The organism is Streptomyces sp. P5F9, assembly GCF_057961495.1.
Map to the genome: position 1 here is coordinate 1 of NZ_JBXVPZ010000019.1, position 25,070 is coordinate 25,070.

Consider the following 25,070-nt stretch of genomic DNA (forward strand, 5'->3'; position numbering starts at 1 on the left):
CGAAACCGAACCCCACCAGACTGCCCGACCAAACAAGATCAGCAAAGGCGGTCGCCGAATCCGCCAACAAAGTCCTTCAGGGAGGGGAGGATGTCAAGTCAACGCGCCTTTCTGACTGGAGAGGTGGCGGCGGTCGTGACAGTGGTGCGGCCCAACTGCCCGCACAGGCTGCCGGATGTGGTGACGGCCTCTTCGAGCAGGGCGAGGAAGTCCGCGACCAGCCCCTCGACTTCGGGCCGGGTGAACAGCGGGCTGCTGTAGCGCCACAGCATCCGGGTGCCCTCGGGTTCCGGGAGCACGATGACGTCCAGGTCGAACTTGGCGCCGCCGTTGCTCGGCAAGGACATCTCCGCCGTGAGGCCCGGACCGAAGTCCAGTACGGGATCGGGCCAGTCGTTCATCGAGATGCTGGTCTGGAAGACCGGATTGCGCGCGGGATCACGCGAGGTGCGGATCTCCCGGGCCACCACCGGGAACGGGATCTCCTGGTGCTCCATCGCCCGGGCCAGCCGCAGGGTGGTGTCCCGGGCCAGGTCGTCGAAGGCACGGTCCCCCCAGTCCGGGAACGACCACGCGCACGTGTTCACGAACATGCCCACGGTCTCCTGCACACCGGGCGTCCGCCGGTTGCGCAGCCCACCGCCCATGATCAGGGAGGGAGCGTCGCAGACCGTGCCGATCAGCACCGTGTACGCGGTCATCAGCACGGCGAACGGGGTGGCACCGGCCCGCCGCGCGAAGTCGCGCACCTTACGGTCGAGTTCGTCGGGCAGCACCAGGTGGTGCGTGTCCCCCCGGTAGCCGAACCGCTCCTGCCTGCGCTCCTCGTGCGGCCACGCGAGCGGCTCCCCGACCGGACCGATCTCACCGGTCCAGTGCCGCACCTGCTCCCGCGCCGCTTCCGAGGACAGCCACGCGTGCTGATCCGCGCAGTACGCGGTGTACGACGTCCCGTCGGCGCCCAGGTCGATCCGGTCGCCCGCGCCGAGTTGGACGTACGCCCGGGCCATGTCGCGCAGCATCAGCCACATCGACCAGCCGTCATGGGCGAAGTGATGCTCCACCTGCACCAGGACGTGTTCGTGCTCGGCGACCCGCAGCAGCGTCCAGCGGACCGGCGGCTCCTTCTCCAGATCGAAGAGGTGGCCGCCCGCCTCACGGACGGCCTCGTCGACCGGACCCGTGCTGTCCACCTCGTCGAGGCTGACGACCACCTCGTCCGACACCACCTGCTCGGGGACGCCGTCCTCCGTGAGCGGGAACCTGGTCCGCAGCATCGGGTGCCGCACGGTCACAGCGGCCAGCGCGTCGCGTAACCGGGCGCGGTCCAGCGGGCCGTGCAGGTCGATCCGGGCGGTTGAGGTGTAGCCGACCGAGCCCGGCGTCATCTGCTCGATGTACCAGATCGCCTCCTGCTGGACCGACAGCGGAGCCCGATCGGGCGCCGGACCTCCCCGGTCTACGGCGTGCCCGTCGTCCGGTGCCGCTGCGGCCGACTGCCCGGTCAGTGCGGCCAGTCTGCGGGGGGTGCCCGCGTCGTAGAGCTCGGCGACGGACGGCTGGACCCCGTGCTCCTCCCGCAGGGCGGCCACGATCCGGGCAGCCGTAAGGGAGGTACCGCCCGCGTCGAAGAACTCGTCGTCCGCCCCGACCGGCCGGCCGAAGGCCCGCTCCCACACGGCGACCATCGAGCCGACCGCGCCGGTGTCCGGCCGAGCCGTACCGGCGTCGTGCCGGATCAGCGTGTCGGCGAGCGCCTGCCGGTCCACCTTCCCGTTCGGGCCCAGGGGCAGGGTGTCCACCGCGCGGACGAGGCTGGGCACCATGTAGCCGGGCAGCAGGGCGTGCAGGCGCTCACGCACCGCGCCCGCCGTCGGCCCGTCGGTGAACGCCCTTACGGCGAGGCCGAGTTCGGGCCGGTGCGGGTCCCCGTACGCCATGGCGTACGCCTCGGCGACCCCGGGCAGACTGCGCGCGGCCCGCTCGACCTCGCCCAGTTCGATACGGAAGCCGCTGATCTTGACCTGCTGGTCGATCCGGCCGAGGATCTCCATCCAGCCGTGCTCGGTCCACCGCGCCCGGTCGCCGGTCCGGAACATCCGCGCGCCCGGCTCCGGTGCCCATGGGTCCGGGAGGAAGCGGGCGCGGGTGAGGTCCGGGTCGTTCAGGTACCCGGCCGAGACGCACGCACCGGCGGCGTACAGTTCCCCGGCCTCGCCGAGGTCGCACGGTGAGCCGTCCTCCCGCAGCACGTAGCAGCGGACGTTCTGGATGGGCCGTCCGTACGGCACGCTCCGCCACTCGGGATCGACGCGGTCGACCACGTGGTCGTTGGTCCACACGCAGGTCTCCGTCGGCCCGCCGAGGGCCACCAGTGTCGCGGAGGGGAACTCGCGCGCGAGGTCCGCGTGGGTGCTCAACGGCACCCAGTCACCGCTGAGGAAGACGCGCCGCAGCCGGTCGCGCGAGGTCCGCGGACGGAGCGCGAGGAAGGGCAGCAGCGTCGTGAACGCCGCAGGGGCGGAGTTCCACAGGGTGATGCCCCGCTCCAGCAACGCGTCGACGACGGCGTCGGGTTCCTCCAGGTCCGCGACGGGCAGCAGCACCAGGCTGCCACCGGCGGCCAGCACGCCGAAGAGGTCGTACACCGACAGGTCGAAGGTGAACGGGACGACCTGCAGCAGCACGTCGTCGGGCGTCACGGCGTGCCGTCGGTTGAACCACTCCACGAGGTTCACCACGCTGCGGTGGCGGACGCCGACCAACTTCGGCTCACCGGTCGAGCCTGAGGTGGTGATGGTGTACGCGAGATCCTCGGGCCCGCCCGGGGGCGGCACTTCGAGGGGCGTCGTCGTGTCGTCGAGCCGCAGCGGGCGTTCCGGTCCGCCTTCCACCGGTACCGGCTGTTCGGCGGGAACGGTGTCCGGCGTGGTGAGGACGACGTGATAGGCGCTGTCCGACGACGGCTCGTCGCGGTCGTCGACCACGACCTCCATCCCTGGGTACGACTCCGCGAGCACGGACCACCAGCCGAGCGGCACCCGGAACGTGCCGTGGGCAGCGCCGGAGTCAGGGGCAACGATGTCACTCAGCACGACGGAGGTGCCCGGCGCGGTACGCGTCAGCACCTCGTGCAGCACGGTGCGCAACTGTCCCGGGCCGCAGAGGCTCCGTACCCGGTCGGGGAGCAGGACGACGCTCACGTCCGCACCGGCGTGGGACGCGTCCGCGAAGTCCTGTGTGTCCCGGGCGAATCGGAGGGTGTCCACCCGGTCGTGCAGGGCGCGGGTCAACGCGTCGTCGGCGCGGCCCAGTACGGCGAGGGCAGTGCCCCGCCGGAGGGCGCCGGCAACCAGATCGGCCACCCGTCGATGGTCATCGCGCGCGGCCTCGCCGGGGTCGCCGTCCTTGCGGTTACGGAGGGCGTGTCCAGAGGGCTTCCGGGGCGGTCGGTCCGCCTCGCCGGTCAGCAAGACCCGGCGCAGGTACGGCAGTTGGGCGGCGATCTCGAACGCGCGGTCCGCCATGCCCGGCGACACGACCAGAGCGGCCGCGCCGAGGGAGCGCAGCGCGGCGACCGCCCGGCCGGGCGGCCAACGATGGTCCAGCGGAACGTAGTAGGCGCCGCAGCGCAGGATCGCCACGATCACCGCGACGGTCTGCGGACTGTGCTCGCCCAGCACCCCGACCGCCGACCCGCGCCGCACCCCGTGCGCGGCGAGAACCCCGGCCAGGCGACTGGTCTCCTCGGCCAACTCGCCGTGGCTCACCACCGAGCCGTCCGGTCCGTGCAGTGCGGGTCTGCGAGGCCAGCGTGCCGCCGCGGCCTCAAGCAGTTCGGGAATGGTCGCCTCGTCCGAGAATTCCGCCTGAGTCGAATTCGCGCTCAACACCAGGTCGGGAAATCCGCCAGGATATTTTGTTTCCCCGTTCAATGGGTTTCCCCAGTCGGTAGGAGTCAATTACCGGCGCAACGGTGAAATAGCCTATCCGCAGTATTTTGCGGCTGTCAAGGCGTATGTCCGGAAAATGGCGCCACTTATGGAACCTTTCGGTCCGTATCAAGAATGCGCAGGTAGTCACGCCGCGACCTGCCACTCCGTGCCCGGTGTCGAGCACCGGCGGTACGATGCGGGCTGCGGCCGGGGCGGCCGCGTGACCGCTGACAGCCGGGCCGGAGCGAGGACTTTGTCGCTGAACGATCAGCTTGAGCCGCGAGGGGAGTCGCGGGATGAACTCTCGGTGTCGACGCCCGGCGGGCCGGTCAACGCGGTGGACGGACGGCGTTCACTGCTGGTTCCGGCCCAGGGCGGCCGCGCGGTGGTGATCCGCGCCGGCGAGACGGTGAAGATCACCGACATCGAGGGGCGCCAGGTCGGTGACCTGTGGGCGATCGACGCCGCCGACCACCGGAAATGGCTCTCCACAAGCCATACCCGCGACCTCCTGGAGCAATTGTTCCCACGGGTCGGCGAATGCTTTGTCGATCAGCAGTACGAGCCGGTCCTGGAATTCGTCACGGACTCGTCACCCGGCATGCATGACATGCTGTTCCCCGCCTGCAACCCGACCCTCTACGAACGGGAAGGACTCACCGGCCATCCCAATTGCGCCGAAAATTTCGCGACCTCGCTCACGGCTCTGGGCATCACCCTGCCCGTGGTACCGGACCCGGTCAACTTCTTCCAGAATTCGCAGCCGGGGGAGCGGGGCCGGCTGGACGTCCTCAGCGCGGCGACCCGACCGGGCGACTTTGTTGTGTTGAGGGCCGTCCGCGAGGTCGTGCTGGTGCTGACGGCGTGCTCGGTGGACTTCTGGCCGACCAATGGTGACCGGTGCACTCCGCTTGGGCTTGATGTGTATCCGGGTGGGGGTGAGGCGGATGGGGTGTGAGTCGGTCGGAACGGGGTGTGAGTCGGCCTGGGGGACTTGAGACTGTCGTACGGCGCTTGCGTTGATGGCGCGGGATTCGGACTGGCTGTACGGGACTTGAGCTGGGGGCATGGAACGCGGGTCGGCCGTACGGGACGTGAGCCGGTCGCCTGAACGTGGCCCGATCGCATGGGACTTGAGCCAGCCGCACCGGAGACCTGACCCGGCCGCCCCGGGGGTGGACACGGCGGCGCGTGGGACGGTATCGCTGGTCCAATGGGGAAAACGCCGGAGGACGAAGCGCAGTCCGACATCCTGACCGATCCCGCCCGCCCGGCCCCTCTCCGACTGCATCGTCCCTTCCTTCTCCTGTGGAGCGGGCAGACCTTGAGCATGGTCGGCTCCGAGGTGTCGGTCCTGGTCCTGCCGCTGATCGCCGTAGAACTCCTCGGGGCCACCACCTTCCAGACCGCCCTGCTCACCTTCTTCGGCTCGCTCGCCTTCCTCCTGATCTCCCTTCCGGCGGGCGTCGTCGTGGACCGGGTCGACAAACGCCGGCTCATGCTCGGCTGCGACCTCGCGCGAATGTTCCTCATCGGGTCGATCCCGGTCGCCGCGTCATGGGGCGGCGTCACCCTTGGGCAGCTCTACGCCGTCGTCGCGGTGGCCGGAGCACTGACGGTCTTCTTCGACATCGCCGCCCAGAGCTACCTCCCGGTGCTGGTGGACCGGTCCCAACTCGCAGACGGCAACGGCAAACTCGGTGCCTCGGCCTCCGTCGCACAGCTCGCCGGCCCCTCCCTGGCCGGAGCCCTCGTCACCGTCATGGGCCTGGCCCGCACCCTCGCCCTGGACGCCGCCTCCTACGCCCTGAGCGTCGTCTCGCTGCTGCTCATCCGCACCCCCGAACCGCCCCGCCTACCGACACCGCCCGGCACACCGCGGGGCGCCGCGTTCCGGGCGGCCATTGCGGAGGGGCTGCGATTCGTCCTGCGCGACCCCGTCCTGCGCGCCATCGTGGCCTGCACCGCCACCAGCAACTTCTTCATCACGGCGATCGAGTCCGTCCAGATGGTGTACCTCACGCGCACCCTCCACGCCCGCCCGGCCCAGATCGGCCTCATCCTCGCCTTCGGCGCGGTCGCCGGCCTCGCCGGTGGCCTGACCGCGGGAAGACTCTCGGCCCGCGTGGGCTCCGCCCGCATCATCTGGCTGTCACTTCTGGTTCCCGGCGCGCTGTACGTGCTGCTTCCCCTCGCCGGGAGCGGCGCGGGCCTCACCCTCTACGCCCTCGGCTGGGCGGCCCTGTCCCTGGCAGCCGTGGTCTACAACACCGCCCAGATCTCGTACCGCCAGGCGATCTGCCCTCCCGAACTGCTGGGCCGGATGAACGCGTCGGTGCGGTGGGTGGTGTGGGGGACCATGCCCCTCGGGGCGCTCTTCGGCGGCGCCCTGGGCACGTGGATCGGACTCCGGCCGTGCATGTGGCTCTGCGCGCTGGGGGCTTGGGGGGCGGGGGTGCTGCTTCTCATGTCTCCGCTGCGGAGGATGCGGGACCAGTGACGCGCCTGAGTCTGTTGGTTGCTCGTGGCCGGGCGAGCCGCGCGGGTCTGGTTACGGCTGTTGACCGGGCGAGTGCACCCAGCAGGCTCACAGATTTCATTAATTATCCCTAACTTTCCATAGTGTTCTGTGGGTACAATGTGCAGCATGGAGTTGCTGCGCATGTCGAAGGCCGCGAAGCGTCTGGGAATCCACCCCATGACGCTCCGGCAGTGGGCGATCGACGAAAAGATCCCGTACACCTGGGTCGGCCGCGAGCGCCGCTTCTCCTCCGTCGACATCGAGAACATGAAGCGCGGCGGTATTGACCGGCCTCGTTTGGAGCTGCTGTACGTCCGCGTCTCCGGCTCCACCGGCCAGGAGACCTCGCTGGCCGCACAGGAAGAGGAGTTGCGGACCACGGCCACCGGGGAAGTCGTCAAGGTTGTCAAGGACCGCGGCTCCGGCCTGAAGGAGAACCGGCCAGGACTCGGCCGGGTCCTGGCGATGGTGTCCGACGGATCGGTGACCGTAGTCCGTGTCACCCATGAAGACCGTCTCGCCCGGTTCGGTGTCGGCTGGCTCAAGCAGTTGTTCGCCGTGTACGGCGTGACTGTGGAAGTACTGCACCCGAAGAAGTCCGGGGGCCGGGAAGAACTCCTCGAAGACTTCATGTCCCTGGTGACCACGTTCGCCGGACGCCTGTACGGCATGCGCTCGGCGGAATCCCGCCGGCGGTTGCTCGCCGAAGCCGCGGAGCGCGCATGAGCCGGAAGCTACCGCTCGCCGACCATGAGACATCCCGCACCGCCTGCGCCCGTGGCAAGCTGCGCACCGCAGTCGATGAGGAGACCGGTGAGTTTCTCAGCGCTTGCGTTGTGGCGGAGCGGGTCGGCTGGGCTGCCGGTCTGGTGTCCGGCATGGTCGCCGATCTGCTGGGCGAGCACTGGAACGCTCTCGACGTGAACGCGCTGGCCTCCGGCGTGGACGCGGGTGGGCAGAAGCTGCCGTCGAATGCCTGGATGGCCCTGCGCCGCCTGGGCTGGACCGTCAAACCTGGTGCCAAGGTCAATGACCGCATCGTCCGCATGGCGCAGGAGCAGGCCGGACGCACCCTGCGCTCCGTGAAGTGGCGATCGGATCTGGCCACCGGCGTCCTCAAGGCGTGGCCTGCCGATCCGAAGAAACGCACTGCCGAGGAGTGGGATGCCGTCCGTGAGGCGGTGCCTGGTGGCCAGTTGCTGCCGTCCGGCATCATCACGTCCCGCACCCGGCAGGTCGTCTCCTTTCACAAGAAGCACGACCGGATGCCGGTGGATGTCTTCGAGCTGGAAGGTGCTCCCCGGATTGCCCGCATGCTGCTTCTGTCCGCCTGTGACAGCCAGCAGGCCACCATCGAGCGCGGCGATGAGCCAGGCCGGGCGCTGCTGCGCCTGCAACTGCCGATCCGCCCGGATCCGCAGTCGTATGCGGACTGGACGTGGGTGGCCTGCCCGATCACGCTGCCCCCGACCGTTCCCGCCGGTGCGGTGTTGCACCTGCCTACCCTGCGCATCCACCAAAGCGCCGTACACGCCGACCTTGCCTACACGCATGCCGTCCCGAAGACGCAGCGCACCGGCCACACGGTCGCCCTTGGCATGGACTGGGGCCTGAACACCCTGCTCAGTGCGGGTGCCGCCCGGCTCCACGACGACGGAAAGATCACCACCCTCGGCAGTGGCGGCATGTTCCGTGCATCCGGCGTCCTGTCGAAGCAGCACCGCCTGCGCCGTCAGTCCGAGTACCTGCACACCAGGGCCGACCAGTACGACCGGCTCATCGGCAGCGGTGAACGGCACCACCTGGCAGACAAGCGTCAGATCCTCGCCGACGAGATCCGTCATGTGTCCGACCGCCGGTCGAATCTCAATGACGCTCTGGCGTGGTCTGCCGCCCGGTGGGCCGTGGACCAGGCGATCGCTGCCGGGGCCACGGCCATCTACATCGAGGATCTCCGCTCGATGGAGGCGCGGGGTATGGGCCGCAACCACAACACCCGCATGTCGCAGACAGTGCGCGGGCAGATCGTGGAGCGGATGCGTCATCTGGCCGCCGAGGTCGGCATCGCCGTAGTGACGGTCCCGGCCCGCAACACCTCGAAGCACTGCCCGCAGTGCCTGGTTCCCTTGCGCCACCGCAAGTCTCCCGACCGGCCGACCGTTCCCGGCTGGAAGTGGGCGATCTGCCCGTCATGCAGCTGGCATGGCGACCGGGACCAGGGCGCCTGGCGCCGGATCGCCGCACGCGGCCTCACCCACCAAGCCAAGACGGTCACCGACCGTGCCAGCGGCGCCATGGTGATCCGCTCCGTGGTGGACAGACTCGAAACCAGGGCGGTCGTCACACCAGCTGCCACCCAGACCGGCCGGGACAGGTCCAAAACGGGACCGACTCGGCGACAAGCAGCATGTCCGACGCCCAGGCGACGCCGGACGCCCTCCTCCGCCTCGGCGGGCCAGTGTCCGGAGGGACACGTTCACACGGTCCGGAGACTGCCTCGCGCGGCCCTCCGGAACCAGGGCGTGACGACGATCAGCACACACCGTCCGCGAGGGGCAGTCCTGGGTGCGGGTTTCCACCTGCACGTCCACGCCTCCCCTCCATGGTGGGAACCTGTACCAGGCGCTACACCTGACTACGTTTCCCTAAGCTGATCAGAGACGCTGACTGGGCTCCGGCGGACACTCGGCGCGCGGCGCGATCCGATCGTCGGCGCTCACGCGAACTGCGGTGCCGGTTCAGCCACCCGCCGTGCCCACGGCACCACAGGCGAGGCCGGTTGATCGAGGTCGAGGTGGCCACCCCTGCTTCCCCCAAGGGGACCGGTGGCTAAGGCCCCGCCGGCAGGGGTGGGCTTACAGGTCGAGGACCGCGCGGAGTGCGTTGTCGACGAGTTCCTGCTGCTCGGGGCCGATGTTCCCGTGCGGCGTGCCGGTCTCGAAGCGGAGCGTGGAGAGCTGGAGGAGATTGACGGCGACGACGGAGGCGTCGACCGGGGTGGCCAGATGCACGCTCATCGCCGTGTCGGGGTGCTGCGCCGGGGCATGCAGGACCAGGACGACGACCGCACCGTAGGCGTCGGCGAGTCCGTCGAGGCTGACGACGAGAACGGTACGGGTGCCTTTACCGGTGTCGACGTCCCAGACGTCGCCCTTGCGGATGGTCACAGGGCGTCGCCTTCGCCCGCCAGGTCGAGGGGTGCGACGGAGGCGAGTTTGCGCGCGGCGTCGAGCGTCATCTGGCGTCGTACGGCTCGCACGATGTAGTCGTTCAGGGACGAGGCGCCGGCGGCGGCGTCGCGCAGCTGTTTGTCCATGGCGTCGGGGATCCGCAGGGTGATGGCAGTCATGACGCCAATTATAGTGGCAGGACTGCCATCACCGCGGCCTTGGGTGTGTTTCGGGGGTGGGTGCTGCTGGACGTTGCTTCTGACGTCGCAGGGGCGCGGGCTTCCCGACGCTCTGGTTGGTGGCGCCGTAGCAGGCCTGGGACAGGGCCGGGCACATGTTCATCCACGACACCGAATACGCCGATCTCACCGGCCATTACTTCCTCGAACGTGTCGGCCGGGCCAGGCAGCCCCGGTGCCTGGTGAGCCGGCTCAACCAACTCGGCTACCAAGTCAGCCTGCACCCCGTCGCCGCGTGACGCGGGGGCACGCGGTTTGCCTCAGCTGAATTTTCGTACCAGGGCCTCAGTATCCGTAGGCGGTGGACCAACGGGTCAGGACGCGCTGCTGGATGTCGGCGGGCCAGCCGTTTTCGAAGCTGCCCTTGACAGGTCGGTCTTCCTTGGTGAAGCGGTCGCCGAGCAGGCAGCAGTAGATGACTTTGCCGGCGCGGTAGGTGTGCATCTCCTCTTCGCTGAGGTAGACCGAGAGTGCCGCGGTGGGCTCGGCGGGGAAGTGGACTTCGCCGTGCTCCGGATGGGTGCGGGTGGCGAAGGCCCAGACGACCTGGTTCAGGTCGGTGATGTCGATGTCGTCCTCGACCAGAAGGATCTTGGGGACACCGAACCCGGCCTTGCTGGCGAAGACCACGTTGCCGACTCGCTGGGCGAGTTCCCCGGCCGGTATGTCGAACGACTCGTGCCAGTCCTGCCTGACGGACACGATCAGCCAGTGGATGGCCGACTCGTAGGAGAACCAGGTCGAGGTGACCGGCAGGCCCGCCTGCCGGAGGTTGTAGAGGATCTCGGCGGCGTGCATGGTTCCGGTGCCGGTGTGGTCCTCCTCCACCGGCGGCCCGGCGGCGACCACCGGCAGGATCGCGCCGTCGCGGTGGGTGATGGCGCTGACCTTGAACAGGGGTTTCGGCGAGGCGTCGGTGGCGTTGTAGCCGGGGTACTCGTTCATCGGCCCCTCCATCACCTCCTCCTCGAAGGCGATGTGGCCTTCGATGACGATCTCGGCCGTGGCAGGCACTGAAAGGTCCACGGTCTCGGCCGGGGTCACCTCGATCCCCTCGCCGAACAGCGCGCCCAGGAAGTGGCTCTCGTCGGCGCCTTCCGGCAGCGGCATGGCGCCGACGTACGGAAGGCCCGGTTCGACGCCCAGTGCCAGCGCGATCGGCATCGGCTTGCCGAGCTTGGCCCACTGGGCGCGGATGATGCCGAGGTGCTGCGGACCGGGGATCAGGCATGCCAGCGTGTCCTTCCCCGCGATCATCATCCGGTTGATCGACCAGTTGGTCCACGAGCCGTCGGGGGTGCGGGCGATGTTCATGCCGTAGGTCTGGATGTAGCGGCCGCCGTCGTTGCCGTGGATCAGCGGGGTCGGGAACGCCAGCAGGTCGATGTCGTCCCCCAGCAGGATGTTCTGTTTGCACGGTGCGCCCGCCGCGTCGACGGTCACCGGCGGGATGCCGGGCCTGCCGCGCGCGGCGACGATCGCGGCCATGATCTCCTGGCCGCCCGATCCGGCCGGCAGGCCCAGCGCCAGCGCGATCCGGGCGAGGGGATGGGCGGGGCCGCTGAGTGCGCCGGGCGCTCCGAGGACTCGGAAGCCGCTGCCTTGGTAGCCGGTGATGTTGGTGAACAAGGGGGCGGGCGCCCTGAGGTCGTAGGAGCGGCGGATGACGGCGCCGATCTCCAGGTTCCAGTCCACCTCGGTATCGATCTGCCGGACTTCGCCGATCGCGGTGAGTTCGGAGATGAATTCGCGCAGGCTGCGCAGGTGCTTCACAGGGGTGCCTTTCCTGGTGTCGGTGGCTCTACTCGCCCCAGCGGGGCAGGTCGGGTACGTCGATGTCGAGCAGCCCGAGTGCACGGCCCACGGTGTGCTCGACGATGTCGTCCACGGTCTGTGGGCGCAGATAGAAGGCGGGCACCGGTGGCATGACGATGCCGCCGGACTCGGTGACCGCGGTCATCGCGCGCAGATGTCCGAGGGTGAGCGGGGTCTCGCGGGCCAGCAGCACCAGTCGGCGGCGTTCCTTCAGGGTCACGTCGGCGGCGCGGGTGAGGAGATTGTCGTTGTTGCTGTAGGCGATCGCCGACAGGGTCCGGATCGAGCACGGCGCGACGATCATTCCGTCGGTGCGGAACGACCCGCTGGCGATTGCGGCGCCGAGGTCGGCCGGCCGGTGGTTGACGTCTGCGAGCGCCGCGAGATCCCGCATGCTCAGATCGGTCTCGTAAGCCCGGGTCTGCTGTCCGGCCCGGGTCACGACCAGATGCGTCTCCACTCCGGCCTTGCGGGCCAGTTCCAGGGTCCGCACGCCGTAGGCGATCCCGGTGGCGCCGCTGATCCCGACCACCAGCCGTCGTACTGTCTCCATCGGTGACCTCATTCCCGCCCGGGAGCAGGGTTGGGCGGCGAATCGTCCGCCTGTCGCCCGGCCAGGACGCGTGGCCCGGCCGCGCGCAGCAGGACCGCCGTCCAGGTGCGCCAGGGGCTCCACTTCTCGGCAATGGCTTCGAACTGGGCCCGATCGGGTTCGTCGGCCAGCTGGTACAGCTCTCGTACCAGCGCCCGCATCCTCGGCTCGTCGGCAGGCAGGACGTCGGTGCATCCGGTGGAGCGGATGACGATGAGCGCGGCGTAGAACGGGCCGATGCCCTTGATGCGCTGCACGTCGGCCAGTGCCGCCTGTGGGCCGAGTGCCTGCAAGCGGCCCACGTCGAGCTGGCCGTCCAGCGCCGCACGGGCCACGCCGTGCAGACGCGCCAGTCGGTCGGGGTCGATGCCGGGAAAATTCTCAATGTCCAGCAACGTCGCCGGCGTCGGCAGCGCGGCGAGTCGTTCGCCCGCGAGCTCGAACGTCGCCCCGTGCGCCTCGCTCAGAGCGGCACGCACGCGCGCCATCTGCGCTCCTGGACGGCGCGCGCTGAGCACCGACCACGCCGCCGCCTCGTACGGCGAGTAGAAAAGCGGCGGCCGCAGTCCCGCAGCGGCACGCTGTAGGAGGCCGACCACCGGGTCGCGCTGTCCCACTTCGGCGAAGTCCCGGGCGTCCAGATCGAGGGACAGCACACGAGCGACCTGCCGCTCGATCGCGGGGAGCTCGCCAGGGCCGTGGGTCAGTGCATGCACACCCCGCTCGTCCTGGCGCAGTTCGACGCCGACCTGACCACGGAAGTCGTCCAGGCAGAACGCCAGCCGCATCACACCGTCGAACTGCGGTTCACCGGCACCGGCCAGGGGCATCCGCTGACCGAAGCCGAAGGTCGCGGACTCGGCCAGCGAGAACTCGCCGACCGGGACGATCGTGAAGCCACGGATCGGCGGGATGATCCCTTCGCCCGGGCCTCCGTTGCCATCGGCCCTCGCGGTCATGGCTGCTCCTCGGTCAGGTCGGTGTCGCAGTTGGCGTAGAACCTGTGTGAGAACACACGTATCCGTCTTGGTGAGTTGGTCGGACAGTGCGGCGTCAACTGCTTGGACGGCGTCGACGGGCCGCGGTGTCGGCGTTGCCGCGTCTGCGGTCACCGGAGTCCGTTGCCTGGCTGTCCTCCACGTCGACGTGGCGGGCGATGAGACCTTTTCCGCTCCCCAGGTCCGCGATGAGCTGCGAGGCCGTTCTTCACGTCGGTACCTCCGAAGGCGCAGCTGACAGGCGGGCTCGTCTGCTCGGCGTGTGTGCTGGGTCACCGCGTGCGGGCCGTCAAGGCGAACTGAGCGTCGGTCAGCTGGAGGGGCGTAAGGGCGGCGGTCACCGGGCGCTGGCCACGCAGAGTGGCGTGCGACAACAGGAGATCCGGGCTCCCGTCGGGCTGCTCGGCCAGCGGCTCGGGGTACCAGCGGTTACAGGGCCTCGGCGGCCGCGATCATGGCCGCGATGACCTGGGGGAAATCCGCCGAGATCGCCTTTCCGACCTCTTCTCCGTGGGTGTCCGCGGCTGGTCCGCTGACCTCCATCCGGTAGGTGATCGACGTCCCTCCGCCGGCCAGCGGTTCGAGCCGGTGCGCGACACGGAAGACCAGATCGCCCAGATCCGTGACGTCGGTGAGTAGGCGATTCTCCTCCAGCTCGGCGATCGTGCTGGTCAACGTGTCCTCGCCAGGCGGCTTCATCTGAAAAGTGGCGCCGACGGCCAGTGGGCCGTCCAGAGCGATCGTCTCGATCCCCTCATTCCAGGCACCCCATCCGTTCACGTCGCTCAGCAGCTCCCAGAGTGTCTCTGGAGTGGCTTCCGTGGTCAGCGTGTACTCAGTCGTCCACATAGTGTCCTCCGGCCGTGGATTGTCTTCACTTGGCTTGTTTCGGGCCATCCGATTACCAGCATCGGCACAATCGGCGACGGTCGCCCGCGTGGTGGTGATCGACGTCGCTTTGATCAACGGACAAGCCGAGTCGCTCGGTGTCCGACCTGCACGGTGAAGGTCCGGCTCGCATCGCTGATCCGCGTCCCACCAGCCGACGGCGGCGGATCTGAGCCACTCAAGTGGGCGGACGGCGGAGGCCGACTATGGAGCGTAGATCAGTCCGTCGGAGACGGCTGGGTGTTCGCAGCGGCTGCCGCCGCTTCGCGGATCAGGCGGACCGCCTTGGGGAACACCGCCGTCCACGGAGACTGGTCACGGTGCTCCACCTGCGCAAACTCGCCACCATGGACCTCCTCGGCCAGCTCTTCGGGGTCACCGCCATGACCATCAGCCACGCGCGACAAGAAGTCCGCCCGCTCCTCGAAGCCCACGGCCACCCCGTCAGCGCCTCTACCGCCCGCCTCCGGACACCAGCAGACCTCGCGACGTTCCTCGCTCCCGACCCCGCCAAGACCAAGGCCAAAAAGACGAGTTAAAGATCTGCACGCCCTAAGTGGGAGGCCGCAGCGACGCGGTTCTACTATTGAAGCTGCAGCTTGTCGCCCCAAGAACAGCGGCGGCCTTCACCGTGCGGCTGCGGCCTTTGAATGTGCGAATCATTGCGTTCCTGGTCCAGTCCGGCAGTCGATGATCTTGTTATTGGCAGTGTGCCGTATTCTCGCTCCCAGTGAGGATGTCAGGATAAGCACCTGTCCGTGTTGGCGCTGCGTCCACAGATTCTTGGCTTTGCGTCTACACCTGCACCGGCAGGGCCGATGTGTTCTCAGTAGGTGATCTTCAAGTCGACACAGCGTAGTTTGATTGTTGCCCATAGTGATCGACCTTGGTCGAGACAGTGGGGGTGTACACCAGGGGGCGGTAGGTGGCTAGAGGCGCGAGGCAGCCTCGCCGATGCAACGGGCACGGGCGGCGCGGGACGTCTGGCCGAACTCGCACAGGGCCACTGGCCCGTGGAAGCTCTGCATCACGTGAGGGACGCGACCTACGCTGAGGAAGCTTCCAAGATCCGCACGGGCAACGCGCCCCGCTCCATGGCCACCCTGCGCAACCTCGCCGTCGGCCTGATGCGTCAGGCCGGCTGGACCAACATGGCCGCCGCAGCCGACCACTACTGGTCACGTCCCGACCACGCCACCGCGCTCTTCAAGATCACCTGCTGAGAACGCAATAAATGACGTCTCGTAAACGGATGTTGGAGAAGGCTGGAGTGTTCCTGGACAAGGTGGGGCTACCCGGCGAGGGCCAGGTTGTGGAGTCGGGCGACGCCGAGGATGGCCTGGTGGACCCCGTCGCCGCGTAAGCGGCAGTCGCAGAGGATCTTGTAGGTCTTCATTCGGGACAAGGCGTGTTCGACGCGGGCTCTGGCCCGGCGGTGAACGGCGTTGTCGGCTTGTTGCTCAGGCGTGAGCGGTCGGTCTTTACGTGGCCAGTGCGGGATGAGGGCGGGTGTGCCGCGATAGCCGCCGGTGCCGAGGATAGGCACGTTCACGACACGGTCCACGCCCGATTCCCGGTAGGCACCGGCGTCGTGGCAGTTGCCGGGCAGTAGGCGTCCGGCCGCCACGACCAGTCGGGTGTTGGCGTCGATGACAACCTGGTGGTTGGTGGAATAGCCGTAGTTCTTACTGGAAGCGGCCACGCTCCTGTCGCGGGTCGGGACCGGGGTGCCGTCCACGATCAGGACCGTGTCGGTCGGGTGCCTGCGCCGGACCGGGGCCAAAGCAAGAAGTGGAGCGATGCGATCGATGACCCGGTCCGCTGCCGACTTCGAGATCCCGAACAGAGGCCCCAGCTGCCGCATCGTCAGGTTCGTCCGCCAGTACGCCACCAGCAATATACGGTCCTCCAGAGGCAGGGCCCACGGCCGGCCGCCGGTGGGCTTGCGTCCACCCCGACGCCGCACGGGCACCACGAGCTTGCGGAACTGCCGCTCGTTCAGACCCGCGAACAGACCAACCCACTCCGGCCCAGCCGCTGGCACCACAGCATCCACACCAAGATCATCACATGCCTGAACAGGGCTTACGGGACATCGTTTACGAGCTCGTGCATGGTTGGCGTTGGCACGTCGAGGACCGCGGCTTGCCTCCAGGTTCACTTTCGCGGATCGCCGGAGAGCGCGGCAGTCTGCTGGTGCGCGAGGAGCCCGGCTACGGCTTGGACGATGTCGGTCATGTGCTCGCGGCGGCCGTGGTGCCGGGCGAGCGCCCGCCAGTTCTTCAAGTGCGCGATCCCGTGCTCGACCCGGATGGCGGCGTGAGGAGTGGGCTTTGCGCTGGCGCCAATGCATCTCCTCGTACCAGTCCGGGGCGTTCTTCTTGAACTTGCGGTGCGGTGGTGTCACTACGCGCCCGCCTGTCTGAGCGCCCAGTCCCTAGATGAACTTCTCCCGGTCCTTGCGTCCGGCAGCCGGGCGGCGGACCCGGATCTCGGTGCCGTCGATGATCCCGGCCTGCCCGCTCGCGCCGAGATGGTCGATGACTTCGGCGAGCGTACGCAGGCGGACGTCGAGGGCGACGGTGCAGCCGCGCATCGCCAACAGCGGCCGTATTTCACCGATTGCGCGCGTGATGGTGGAGCGGTCGACTCCGAACCAGCAGGCCAGCACGTCATGGGTGGCGCCATGACGGAGGTGGACGAGGGTGGCTAACAGTCGGTCGATGAAGACCAGCTTGTGTTTCGCCCCGGCCCCTACGGCCCGCCGGCGGGGCCGTGACGCGAGACCGGCCTGGTGGCACTCGTGCCACAACGGGCCGATCTCGGCGACGAGTTCGGCGATCACTCCGGGCGTCAGCCCCGTGATCCGCTGACTTCGCATGATCGCCGCACGTGCTCGGTTCCCCACCACACCAACCATGATCAACGATCACGGTCCTAGGCATGCCACCGCCAGCCATGCACGAGCTCGTTAGTGCGGCTTCATCGGCCCGACCAGGGCCTGATGGCGGTACTCGCTCGGGGAGAGGCCGTACGCGGCCTGGAAGGCGCGGCTGAAGTCGGAGGCGCGGGGGATGCCCCAGCGAGCGGCGACGGATTGGATCGGCATGGTGCGCAGGGCGGGTTCCGCCAAGTCGAGGCGCGCCATTTCCAGTCGTTGGCTGCGGATCCAGGCGGCGACCGTTTCGCCTCCCGACTGGGAGAAGACGCGGTGCAGATAGCTGACGGAGATGTGGTGCTCGGCGGCGATCACCGAGGGTGCGAGTTCGGGATCGTGCAGGTTCCGTCGGATGAACGCCCGAATCTCCCCCAGCATGACCCGCCTGCGAGCATCTTCTGGCACCGCAGCCTCGGTATCCAGTTCCCGGGCCAACCAGGCGGCCACCAGGTCGACCACTATGGTTCCCAGACGGGCAGCTTCGGCTGCCTCCAGGACGGCAGCTTGTCGGTCAAGGCCAATGAGGAACTCCGACAGCAGCGCGCACGTACCCTCCCGCCCCGAGAATCCCAGGCCCAGTACATCCCGCACTCGATGGGGCGACAGCGCGAGCAAGGACATCGGGAAGTCGACGCCCACTGCTTCGACCCGGGGTTCCCCTCGGCCGATGGCGCGGGTGGCGAAGGCCCGTAGGTCGAAGGGATCCGAGCCCCTGACCATGTGCAGATCGCCTGCCCCGAACGCAGTTGTCGGACCGTTGTCAAGATTCAGGGCCATGCTTCCGTCGAGCAGCAGCGTCAAGTTGTACAGCTCCGGGTCCGAACGCCCTGCCATGACCGAGGTGCGTCGGAACCGTGTTGCCGGGAACGATGAGCGCAGGAGGGTCACCGGCCCCAGTTCCAGGCGCCGCATCTCCGCCTTGAAGTTATCGGCGTGATCACTGGTCACCTCGCTGGCCCGCGAATGCGCGAGCAGTTCCCGCCAGCTGTCGAACCGTTCTTTCGCAGTATCGCCTTCGCCCCGGAAAATGCTCCCTGCCATAGCAGCCACTATCCGCTCCCATCAGGTTTTTTCCGTTGCCCGTCGGCAGCATCTCACTATCATCAGCGGTCTCGCGGCAGACCCCCAACCTGCACGCTTTCTGGAATGGCCTGGAGGTCGACCGCATTGCCTGAGCCCTGCCCTCACCCTCCTGCACCACAACGGCCGCACCGAGGGCGTGGACACCCACACCATCATGCGCCAGATGCACGGCCGCGCCAGCTTGGCCCAGGGGGCCTTTCGCATCCGACCGGGCCGGCGGCGTGCTCTATCTCGCTGTTTCCCAATCCGACGAACACATCGGTGCTCACGACCGGGAGGGCAGCTCCCTGTTGTCGTCGCACTCCATGTGGGCGTCGCTTCCGTCACTCATGCACCACACCGCTGATGCACTGGAATCCGGACACGTGCTGGACCGCTACCGCCGCCCCAGCGACGAGGACGACTTTTTGTTGTGGGAGGTGTTCCCGGACGCGGCCGACAACTGACCCCGCAACGCTCATGAGCGTTGCGGGGTCAGAGATGGCTTGTCGGACGGGCTGCAAGGGGCCTCGCGCCACTATCTTCGTGAACATGACATTGCACCTCTGGATCCCGTCCGCCGTGATCGCCGCAGTCGCTGTGTTCGCGACTGGTTGCGGAACTCAACGCGCCACCGGCCGTCGGCAACATCGGTGGCAGTGACCCGGCGGAATCGCGTCGATGTACACCTGCATACGGTCCATGTGCCCTGGTGGTCCTCCCGCGGCAGCCCCCGCTGCGGTTCGGCCGGTCGTGCCCGAGCGTCGCGTGGCTGATCGGGGCAGATGGAGAACTGGAACGCGAGTATCTAGGGTCAGCACGTGGCTTTCATCATGGTGTGCGAAGACGACGCGGCGGTCCGCGGCATCCTCAAGCGCGCCCTGGAGCACGACGGCCACACCGTCTCCGTCGCCGCCACGGCTGACAGCCTGCTGCGGCAGCTCGTACCGGCGCCCCAACTGGTCGTCCTGGATCTCGGGTTGCCGGACGCCGACGGTCGCGATGTCTGCCTGGCCCTGCGGGCTCGCGGCGTCGACGTGCCGGTGTTGATGCTCACCGCCTTGGACGGCCTGCATCACAAGGTGGGCGGCTTCGAGGCCGGCGCCGACGATTACATGACCAAACCCTTCGACATCCCGGAACTGCTGGTCCGTGTCCGGGCGCTGCTGCGCCGGGCCACCGTGGCGTCCGCACCGCACGAGGTCGTCCTCGATCCGGCGAAGCACGTGGTGACCTACGATGCGGTGAGCATGAGCCTGACCCCGACCGAGTTCCGGCTACTGGGCCGCCTGATCGCCTCGCAGGGCGACGCGGTACGCCGCCACGCCCTCGTTGCCGCCGGCTGGCCGCACGGGGCCCAGGTCAGCGACAACACCCTCGACTCCTATGTGCGCCGGCTGCGGACCAAGCTCGGTCCGCTGGGCGTGGCCGAGCGGCTGGCGACCGTCCGCGGCGTGGGCTATCGATGGCAGTGACGGGATTCCGCCGAAGCGTTGTCGCGCTCACCGTGCTGATCGCCACCGCAGTGGTCGCGATCCTGGTGGTGGTTTCGCATGTGCTGCTGAGCAGGGTGACGGATGCCGACGCGCACGATCTGGCCCGTACGCGGGCCGAGGCGGTCGCGGCGAACGTCAGCGTCAAGGGCGGCCGTGTCGTGCTCACGGAGAACGGCAGCGAGGCGCTGGACGAGGTCGCCTGGGTGTATGCCGATGGCCGTCTTGTCGACGGGGACGTGCCGCCGAGCGTGGTCGGGCGCGTCGAGGAGCTGGCGGACTCGGGGCGATCGCAGACCGCGACCGTCGGCGACTATCTCTTGTTCGCTCGGCCGGTTCCGGCCGGCGGCCACCACGTCATGGTGATCGTCCGGGTGGATCTCACGCCCTATGAGACGTCCGAGCAGCGCAGCCTGACCTTGTCGCTGATTCTGGGCGGCCTTACGGTCCTCCTCGCCGGCGGTGTGGCACACCTCGTGGTGCACCGTGCGCTGCGCGTCGTGCACGAGATGGCCGCCCTCGCCGACGACTGGGGCCATCACGAGCCCGGGCGCCGTTTCAACCTCGGAGCCCCCCGTGACGAGTTCGGGGAACTGGGACAGACCCTGGACCGCCTGCTGGAGCGGGTTGACAACGCGCTGGCGGACGAGCGCAGGCTCACCGACGAGATCGCCCACGAGCTGCGGACACCGCTCACGGTCCTGCGAGGCGAGGCGCAGCTGGCGCAGCTGTCCGGCGAGCCGGTGGTGCCGGAGGTGGTGCTGAGCGAGGTCGACCGCCTCAATGCGGCGATCACGACGATATTGCGCGCAGCGCGCGCACGGACGGAGGAGGGGACCCGGTGTGATCTGCGCTCCGCCGCGCGGCAGGCGATCGGCAGCCGTGCGGTCGAGGTCGCCTTCCCGGCGAAGGTCGAGGTGGCTTTGGCGCCCGACGTCGCTGTGTCGCTGCTGTCACCCCTGCTGGAGAACAGCCTGCGGCATGCGAAGTCCCGTGTGTGGATCACCGCGCGCAGCCAGGGCGAGGCCATCGTGGTGGATGTCCTGGACGACGGGCCAGGGTTCGATCCCGCTGAGGTCGACCGGGTCTTCGAAGCGGGCGTGACCGGCGGCGGCGGGTACGGGCTGGGGCTGCCGGTGGTCCGGCGTATCGCTGCCTCGGCCGGTGTGGAGGTCCGGGCGATCGCGGACGGCCGCGGTCACGTCCAGGTGACACTCCCGGCCGCGAAGGCGGCCACGTAGTCAGGTTGCTTGCAGGTTCCCTGCGTAAGCCTCCCTGCATGACAACGACAACGGAAGCACGCCCACGCAGCGGGCGCCTCATGCTCAACAAGGTCCCCGAGGTCACCATCTGGTTCTGGGTGATCAAGATCCTGTGCACCACCGTGGGTGAGAGCTTCGCCGACTGGATCAACATGAAGCTGGGCGTCGGCCTGGTGAACACGGCCTGGATCTTCACCGCGGTGTTCGTCGTGGTCCTGGCCGTCCAGATGCGGCTCAAGCGGTACGTCCCGTTCCCGTACTGGCTTACCGTGGTCGTTGTCAGTGTCACGGGCACCCTGTACACCGACATCCTCACCGACCAGCTCAACGTGCCGCTGTGGATCAGCACCGCCGTGTTCTCGGTTCTGCTCGCCGTGGTCTTCGGCGTGTGGTGGCTGCGCGAGCGCACCCTCTCGATCCACTCGGTCACCACGCTTCCGCGTGAGTCGTTCTACTGGCTCGCGGTTCTCGTCACCTTCGCGCTCGGCACCGCGACCGGAGACTGGACCCTGGAGCTCACCGGCTGGAGCCCGGGCGCCTCGGTGATGCTGCCGCTCGGCCTCATCGCGGCGATCACGCTGCTGTGGAAGTTCGGCGCGAACCCGGTGCTGTCCTTCTGGCTCGCCTACATCCTGACCCGCCCGCTGGGCGCGAACATCGGTGACTGGCTCGCCTCCCCGAAGGTCGCTCAGCCGGGCGAGCCGACCGGCCTCGCGCTGGGCACCTTCACCACCAGCCTGATCTTCCTCGGCCTGATCCTGGCCACCGTGGCCTACCTGACGGTGACACGCTCGGACGTGACCGAGACCTACGAGGCCGCCCACGCCACCCACGCCACCGGCGACCTGCGAAAGGAGCGCGTCGGTCTGGCCGGCTTCGGACTGCTCGCCGTCGCCACCATGAGCCTGCTGGTCTGGGCCAACAGTCAGCCGCACACCGGCCCGGCGCCGGAGGCCGACAACACCTCCGCCGTCCAGATGGCTCCCGGCCAGGCGGTGAAGAAGTTCCCGCCCGCCAAGGTCGCCGCGCTGAAGAACCTCGCCTCCACCTCGCTCAAGGACGCACGCTCGGGGAACGCGAAGGGAGCGCACACGGCCGCCCAGTCGCTGCGTGATCTGTGGGACGCCGACCAGGCATCGCTGCAGCCGCTGGACAACACCGGCTGGACCTCCATCGACGCCCAGATGGACAAGGTGCTGGGGACCTTCGGCATCGACCACTCGAATCCGCCGATGCCGCCTGCGCAGCAGGAGAAGGAACTGAACGCCCTCCTGACGGACATGGGCTGACAGACCCCCTGCGCCCCGGCGACGGGTCGAGTGTGCGGGGCCGCGCCGAGAACCGCGCCGCCTCGGCACACGCCGACGAGCTGTGGTCAGTGCAGGCGGCCGCCTGTGTCAGCCCGGGCATGTCCGCGGACTCACGTGGGCGGTCGAAGCCGGCGTCTCAATGGCTTCGACCGCCCGCTGTTCCTCCAAGCTGATCGAGGACAAGGCGCTTCATGAAAGGCGGTGTCCGATCCCGCGCGCCGTGCCGATGGTCAGCGCGCTGCCGGCCTCACGCAGCTTCCGTCGCAGCCGGGTCAGGTACTGGTCCAGCGTGTTGTCACTGACCTGAGCACCCTCCGGCCAGCCCGCCGCGACCAGTTCGCGGCGCCGAACGACGCTCCCGCCCGCGGCCACGAGTGTGGCCAGCAGCCGGAACTCCGTGGGGGACAGGGCGACGGCCGTGCCGTGCACGGTGACGCGGTGGCCGACCGCGTCCAGAATCAGGTCCCCGACCGCGATCGCCGCGGCCGGCGCAGCCCGCTTCACGGACGCACGCAGCCGGGCGGTGAGTTCGGCCAGATGGAAGGGCTTGGCCAGGTAGTCGTCACCGCCTGCCGAGAACCCCGACAGCCGGTCCGCGAGCTGTTGCCGGGCGGTCAGGAAGATGACCGGGGCCAGGAAGCCGTTGGTGCGCAGCGCCTGGCACACGTCCCGACCGTCCGCGTCGGGCAGCCCGATGTCCAGGACAACCGCCGCGATGTCGCCGGTGGCCAGCCGCAGGGCGGTGGCACCGTCGGCGGCGAGGACGGGCTCGAAGCCCTCCTCGTACAGCCCACGGCGCAGCACGTCCAGCAGCACGTGATCGTCCTCAACGACCAATATTTTGTGACGCATGGTCTCCCTTAGGTGGCCCGGCCGGGCGGGTCGTCCGAGATGAGTGATTCGGGCGGCCAGTGGGCCATGGCCGACGGACACGCCGCCAGGCGTGCCGGCGACGAGTCGCTGCGGCATCGCTCCGCGTGGAGCGCGCCAGAGTCACCGTGGTGCCGTGCCCCAAGGGGAACGCCCATCCCCTGAGAGCGCCCCTTTCCCTTGGACCACCTGACGTAGGTGAACGGGCAGATATGAATGACTGCAAGGGTGTAGACGTTTGTCGCACTGTAGACAATCGGCGAGTGGGAGGCGTTCCCGGGCTTGTGCGCCCTTACCTGTCCGTCGGCTCGGCGGCGTCATACTTGCTCAGCTCGGTCGAGGGCGGCGCCCGCCCCGACGTCATCATGATCACCGCCGACCAGGACATGTGAGGACCTTCCCATGACCGGCGTGAGTTGCGAGAGGCGGTCGGCCGGCGAGCTTGAGACCGCCGTCATGGTCGCGCTGTGGGACGCCGGGGTCCCGCTCACGCCAGGACGGGTGGGGAGCGAACTCGGCTTCGGCCTGGCCCGGACGACGGTGGCGACGACGCCGGCGCGTCTGCGCGAGGAGGGCGTCGTCAGCCGGGAACGCCTGGGGCGCGGCTACGCCTATCTCCCCGTGGAGGACGTCCCCGGCCTGACCGCCCGGCGCATGCACACCGGACTCGACCGGGACACCGACCGGGAGACGGTCCTGGCCCGCTTCGTCGCTCAGCTCAGCTCCGGCGAAGAGCGGCTCCTGGAGCGTGACGAGCGATGACCACTGTGCCGCCCGTACCGCCGGCCCTGCCGCTCTGGGCGCCGTAGCTGGGCCGCCGGACGCTCGACCGGTTCGTTCCCGCCGCCGCGCAGGCCCTCTCGGCGCTGCGCTCTCTCCTGGATCGGAACCAGATCGGCACGCCCACAGGCTGAACGCGTTGTCGCAACCCAGGCGACCGGCAACGGCCGTTCATACGACCTCACCCGCGATTGATCGAGGTGCGGCCGTGACATGACGAGGGCCGTGCGGGTTCTTCAGGTCTGAACAAGAAGTGGGCCCGCGCGGCCTTGTCCAGTCCTGCCTTCTGCGGTGTGAGTCGCCAACGTGTCGGCGAGTCGCTCGATGAATTCGAACCCCAGTGGCAGGCGCGCTGCGAGGGCGGGCGTCATGACCGGCGCCGTGGTGCTCGCCGCAGGCAGGCCGGCGCGGAACCGAAGTACGAACTCACTTTCCGTGACCGGCTGGTGGTCAGGCTCGTCCACCTGCGCACCGGCCTCACCCACGAGGCGCTCACCGTGGCCTACGGCGTCGGCTCCTCGACTGTCGGCCGGGCAATCGCCGAGATCCGCACGGTGCTCGCGGAGTGCGGCTTCGCCGTGCCCGACCAGCCCGGTCTACGGCTGCGGACGCTGGAGGACGTGTTCGCGTACGCCGAGGCAGAAGGCGTCGTGCTGCGGCTGGACGGTGTCGAGGCCCAGGTCCGCCGCCCGAGGGCGGGAAGGCACGGACGCCCGGCGTTCGCTTCGGGCGAGCGCAGGCAGAACACCATCAAGACCACCACATTCAGCGACGGTCAGGGCCGGATGCTGAACTCCGGTTTGGAGCGGGCCGGCCGAATGCACGACCAGACCGCCGTGCGCACCGGGGGCATCGTCGAACAGTTCCGCCAGCGCCCCAGTGTCAAGGCCAAGGTCGGCTCCGGCTATCGCGGGCTGTCCAAGGAGTTCCCCCACCAGGTCAGCGCTCCTCCGAAGAAGCCCACGGACGATGCCTGCGAGGGCGACAAGCGGGCCTGGCACGAGGCCGGACGCCGGGAGTCCTCGGCGCGGATCCGCGCCGAGGACACCAACGCCGAGCTACGCCAGTGGGCACCGATGCGCAGATTCACCGGGCAATCGCCGGCCTGATCTCTGACCGCGCCACCAAGCGACCCACCCGCCGCGAGCACAGCACCGAACTCGTGATCGCCCGCGACACGGCCGGCTGACCATCCAC

Annotated in this window: 24 protein-coding genes and 1 pseudogene; 13 read left to right on the forward strand and 12 right to left on the reverse strand. The window is 68.7% G+C overall.

What is annotated here, in order from left to right:
* Window positions 1-98: 98 nt before the first annotated feature.
* Window positions 99-3,890, reverse strand: a complete 3,792-nt coding sequence (locus AC31A1_RS05885; protein WP_489652181.1) for an amino acid adenylation domain-containing protein — start codon at window positions 3,888-3,890, stop codon at window positions 99-101.
* Window positions 3,891-4,155: 265 nt separating this feature from the next.
* On the opposite strand from AC31A1_RS05885, the gene AC31A1_RS05890 reads away from it, so the two are divergent.
* The 4 genes from AC31A1_RS05890 to AC31A1_RS05905 all read left to right on the forward strand — a co-directional run bounded on the left by AC31A1_RS05890 (window position 4,156) and on the right by AC31A1_RS05905 (window position 9,110).
* Window positions 4,156-4,893, forward strand: coding sequence for a DUF1989 domain-containing protein (locus tag AC31A1_RS05890; RefSeq protein WP_489652182.1), 738 nt, complete (start codon window positions 4,156-4,158; stop codon window positions 4,891-4,893).
* Window positions 4,894-5,148: 255 nt separating this feature from the next.
* On the forward strand, window positions 5,149-6,435 hold the full coding sequence (locus AC31A1_RS05895) for an MFS transporter (protein ID WP_489652183.1): 1,287 nt from the start codon (window positions 5,149-5,151) through the stop codon (window positions 6,433-6,435).
* A gap of 147 nt (window positions 6,436-6,582) precedes the next feature.
* On the forward strand, window positions 6,583-7,182 hold the full coding sequence (locus tag AC31A1_RS05900; protein ID WP_489652184.1) for an IS607 family transposase: 600 nt from the start codon (window positions 6,583-6,585) through the stop codon (window positions 7,180-7,182).
* Window positions 7,179-9,110, forward strand: a complete 1,932-nt coding sequence (locus tag AC31A1_RS05905) for a zinc ribbon domain-containing protein (protein WP_489652185.1) — start codon at window positions 7,179-7,181, stop codon at window positions 9,108-9,110. The genes AC31A1_RS05900 and AC31A1_RS05905 overlap by 4 nt, the downstream gene beginning before the upstream one ends.
* Before the next feature lie 201 nt (window positions 9,111-9,311).
* Here the strand turns inward: AC31A1_RS05905 and AC31A1_RS05910 are convergent, their stop codons facing one another.
* Together AC31A1_RS05910 and AC31A1_RS05915 are read right to left on the reverse strand one after the other, a co-directional pair.
* The gene (locus AC31A1_RS05910) at window positions 9,312-9,623 is read right to left on the reverse strand and encodes a type II toxin-antitoxin system PemK/MazF family toxin (protein ID WP_489652186.1); all 312 of its coding nucleotides are present in this window, start codon (window positions 9,621-9,623) and stop codon (window positions 9,312-9,314) included.
* Complete coding sequence (locus AC31A1_RS05915; protein ID WP_200716082.1) at window positions 9,620-9,805, reverse strand: hypothetical protein; 186 nt, start codon at window positions 9,803-9,805, stop codon at window positions 9,620-9,622. Before AC31A1_RS05915 ends, AC31A1_RS05910 begins: the two co-directional genes overlap by 4 nt.
* A gap of 155 nt (window positions 9,806-9,960) precedes the next feature.
* Between AC31A1_RS05915 and AC31A1_RS05920 the strand changes: the two genes are divergently transcribed.
* Window positions 9,961-10,104: a hypothetical protein gene (locus AC31A1_RS05920; RefSeq protein WP_489652187.1), complete on the forward strand. Its 144-nt coding sequence runs from the start codon at window positions 9,961-9,963 to the stop codon at window positions 10,102-10,104.
* 46 nt (window positions 10,105-10,150) lie between these two features.
* On the opposite strand, the gene AC31A1_RS05925 is transcribed toward AC31A1_RS05920, so the two are convergent.
* The 4 genes from AC31A1_RS05925 to AC31A1_RS05940 form a co-directional block, all read right to left on the reverse strand.
* Entirely contained in the window at window positions 10,151-11,638 is a 1,488-nt protein-coding gene (locus AC31A1_RS05925) for a UbiD family decarboxylase (protein ID WP_489652188.1), read from the reverse strand.
* Window positions 11,639-11,666: 28 nt separating this feature from the next.
* Entirely contained in the window at window positions 11,667-12,233 is a 567-nt protein-coding gene (locus tag AC31A1_RS05930; RefSeq protein ID WP_489652189.1) for a UbiX family flavin prenyltransferase, read from the reverse strand.
* Between the two features lie 8 nt (window positions 12,234-12,241).
* Complete coding sequence (locus AC31A1_RS05935) at window positions 12,242-13,231, reverse strand: DNA-3-methyladenine glycosylase family protein (RefSeq protein WP_489652190.1); 990 nt, start codon at window positions 13,229-13,231, stop codon at window positions 12,242-12,244.
* A gap of 468 nt (window positions 13,232-13,699) precedes the next feature.
* Window positions 13,700-14,236: an SRPBCC family protein gene (locus AC31A1_RS05940; RefSeq protein WP_489652191.1), complete on the reverse strand. Its 537-nt coding sequence runs from the start codon at window positions 14,234-14,236 to the stop codon at window positions 13,700-13,702.
* Window positions 14,237-14,469: 233 nt separating this feature from the next.
* Here AC31A1_RS05940 and AC31A1_RS05945 point away from each other — a divergent pair.
* A pseudogene (locus AC31A1_RS05945) lies at window positions 14,470-14,697 on the forward strand (transposase family protein); the annotation flags it as partial.
* Window positions 14,698-15,189: 492 nt separating this feature from the next.
* A complete protein-coding gene (locus tag AC31A1_RS05950; protein ID WP_489652192.1) occupies window positions 15,190-15,381 on the forward strand; it encodes a hypothetical protein in 192 nt (63 codons plus the stop codon).
* A gap of 68 nt (window positions 15,382-15,449) precedes the next feature.
* Here AC31A1_RS05950 and AC31A1_RS05955 read toward each other — a convergent pair whose 3' ends face one another.
* The 4 genes from AC31A1_RS05955 to AC31A1_RS05970 all read right to left on the reverse strand — a co-directional run bounded on the left by AC31A1_RS05955 (window position 15,450) and on the right by AC31A1_RS05970 (window position 18,137).
* On the reverse strand, window positions 15,450-16,214 hold the full coding sequence (locus tag AC31A1_RS05955) for a transposase family protein (RefSeq protein WP_489652193.1): 765 nt from the start codon (window positions 16,212-16,214) through the stop codon (window positions 15,450-15,452).
* A gap of 101 nt (window positions 16,215-16,315) precedes the next feature.
* Window positions 16,316-16,444 carry a hypothetical protein gene (locus tag AC31A1_RS05960; RefSeq protein WP_489652194.1) on the reverse strand — a complete coding sequence of 43 codons (129 nt, stop codon included), beginning with the start codon at window positions 16,442-16,444 and terminating at the stop codon, window positions 16,316-16,318.
* A 151-nt stretch (window positions 16,445-16,595) separates the two neighbouring features.
* Window positions 16,596-17,039 (reverse strand): helix-turn-helix domain-containing protein, encoded by a 444-nt coding sequence (locus tag AC31A1_RS05965; RefSeq protein ID WP_489652195.1) that lies wholly within the window; start codon window positions 17,037-17,039, stop codon window positions 16,596-16,598.
* Between the two features lie 90 nt (window positions 17,040-17,129).
* Window positions 17,130-18,137 carry a helix-turn-helix transcriptional regulator gene (locus AC31A1_RS05970; RefSeq protein ID WP_489652196.1) on the reverse strand — a complete coding sequence of 336 codons (1,008 nt, stop codon included), beginning with the start codon at window positions 18,135-18,137 and terminating at the stop codon, window positions 17,130-17,132.
* 842 nt (window positions 18,138-18,979) lie between these two features.
* On the opposite strand from AC31A1_RS05970, the gene AC31A1_RS05975 reads away from it, so the two are divergent.
* The 3 genes from AC31A1_RS05975 to AC31A1_RS05985 are packed head-to-tail and all read left to right on the forward strand — an operon-like array spanning window position 18,980 to window position 22,202.
* Entirely contained in the window at window positions 18,980-19,633 is a 654-nt protein-coding gene (locus AC31A1_RS05975; protein ID WP_489652197.1) for a response regulator transcription factor, read from the forward strand.
* Entirely contained in the window at window positions 19,624-20,892 is a 1,269-nt protein-coding gene (locus tag AC31A1_RS05980; protein ID WP_489652198.1) for a sensor histidine kinase, read from the forward strand. The genes AC31A1_RS05975 and AC31A1_RS05980 overlap by 10 nt, the downstream gene beginning before the upstream one ends.
* Before the next feature lie 38 nt (window positions 20,893-20,930).
* The gene (locus AC31A1_RS05985) at window positions 20,931-22,202 is read left to right on the forward strand and encodes a COG4705 family protein (protein WP_489652199.1); all 1,272 of its coding nucleotides are present in this window, start codon (window positions 20,931-20,933) and stop codon (window positions 22,200-22,202) included.
* A 210-nt stretch (window positions 22,203-22,412) separates the two neighbouring features.
* Here AC31A1_RS05985 and AC31A1_RS05990 read toward each other — a convergent pair whose 3' ends face one another.
* Window positions 22,413-23,075 carry a response regulator transcription factor gene (locus tag AC31A1_RS05990; protein WP_366499230.1) on the reverse strand — a complete coding sequence of 221 codons (663 nt, stop codon included), beginning with the start codon at window positions 23,073-23,075 and terminating at the stop codon, window positions 22,413-22,415.
* Window positions 23,076-23,356: 281 nt separating this feature from the next.
* Here AC31A1_RS05990 and AC31A1_RS05995 point away from each other — a divergent pair, with 281 nt between their 5' ends.
* The 3 genes from AC31A1_RS05995 (at window position 23,357) to AC31A1_RS06005 (ending at window position 24,982) form a co-directional block, all read left to right on the forward strand.
* Complete coding sequence (locus tag AC31A1_RS05995; RefSeq protein WP_489652200.1) at window positions 23,357-23,485, forward strand: hypothetical protein; 129 nt, start codon at window positions 23,357-23,359, stop codon at window positions 23,483-23,485.
* 10 nt (window positions 23,486-23,495) lie between these two features.
* Window positions 23,496-23,855: a BlaI/MecI/CopY family transcriptional regulator gene (locus AC31A1_RS06000; protein WP_489652201.1), complete on the forward strand. Its 360-nt coding sequence runs from the start codon at window positions 23,496-23,498 to the stop codon at window positions 23,853-23,855.
* 311 nt (window positions 23,856-24,166) lie between these two features.
* Window positions 24,167-24,982 (forward strand): transposase, encoded by an 816-nt coding sequence (locus tag AC31A1_RS06005; protein ID WP_489652202.1) that lies wholly within the window; start codon window positions 24,167-24,169, stop codon window positions 24,980-24,982.
* Window positions 24,983-25,070: the final 88 nt, after the last annotated feature.

Excerpts from the sequence above, each read along its gene's own strand:
- AC31A1_RS05895 (WP_489652183.1), top strand. The coding sequence starts at position 5,149 with ATGGGGAAAACGCCGGAGGACGAAGCGCAGTCCGACATCCTGACCGAT.
- AC31A1_RS05900 (WP_489652184.1), top strand. The coding sequence starts at position 6,583 with ATGGAGTTGCTGCGCATGTCGAAGGCCGCGAAGCGTCTGGGAATCCAC.
- AC31A1_RS05905 (WP_489652185.1), top strand. The coding sequence starts at position 7,179 with ATGAGCCGGAAGCTACCGCTCGCCGACCATGAGACATCCCGCACCGCC.
- AC31A1_RS05915 (WP_200716082.1), bottom strand. The coding sequence starts at position 9,805 with ATGACTGCCATCACCCTGCGGATCCCCGACGCCATGGACAAACAGCTG.
- AC31A1_RS05920 (WP_489652187.1), top strand. The coding sequence starts at position 9,961 with ATGTTCATCCACGACACCGAATACGCCGATCTCACCGGCCATTACTTC.
- AC31A1_RS05930 (WP_489652189.1), bottom strand. The coding sequence starts at position 12,233 with ATGGAGACAGTACGACGGCTGGTGGTCGGGATCAGCGGCGCCACCGGG.
- AC31A1_RS05935 (WP_489652190.1), bottom strand. The coding sequence starts at position 13,231 with ATGACCGCGAGGGCCGATGGCAACGGAGGCCCGGGCGAAGGGATCATC.
- AC31A1_RS05965 (WP_489652195.1), bottom strand. The coding sequence starts at position 17,039 with ATGCGAAGTCAGCGGATCACGGGGCTGACGCCCGGAGTGATCGCCGAA.
- AC31A1_RS05970 (WP_489652196.1), bottom strand. The coding sequence starts at position 18,137 with ATGGCAGGGAGCATTTTCCGGGGCGAAGGCGATACTGCGAAAGAACGG.
- AC31A1_RS05980 (WP_489652198.1), top strand. The coding sequence starts at position 19,624 with ATGGCAGTGACGGGATTCCGCCGAAGCGTTGTCGCGCTCACCGTGCTG.
- AC31A1_RS05985 (WP_489652199.1), top strand. The coding sequence starts at position 20,931 with ATGACAACGACAACGGAAGCACGCCCACGCAGCGGGCGCCTCATGCTC.
- AC31A1_RS05990 (WP_366499230.1), bottom strand. The coding sequence starts at position 23,075 with ATGCGTCACAAAATATTGGTCGTTGAGGACGATCACGTGCTGCTGGAC.
- AC31A1_RS06000 (WP_489652201.1), top strand. The coding sequence starts at position 23,496 with ATGACCGGCGTGAGTTGCGAGAGGCGGTCGGCCGGCGAGCTTGAGACC.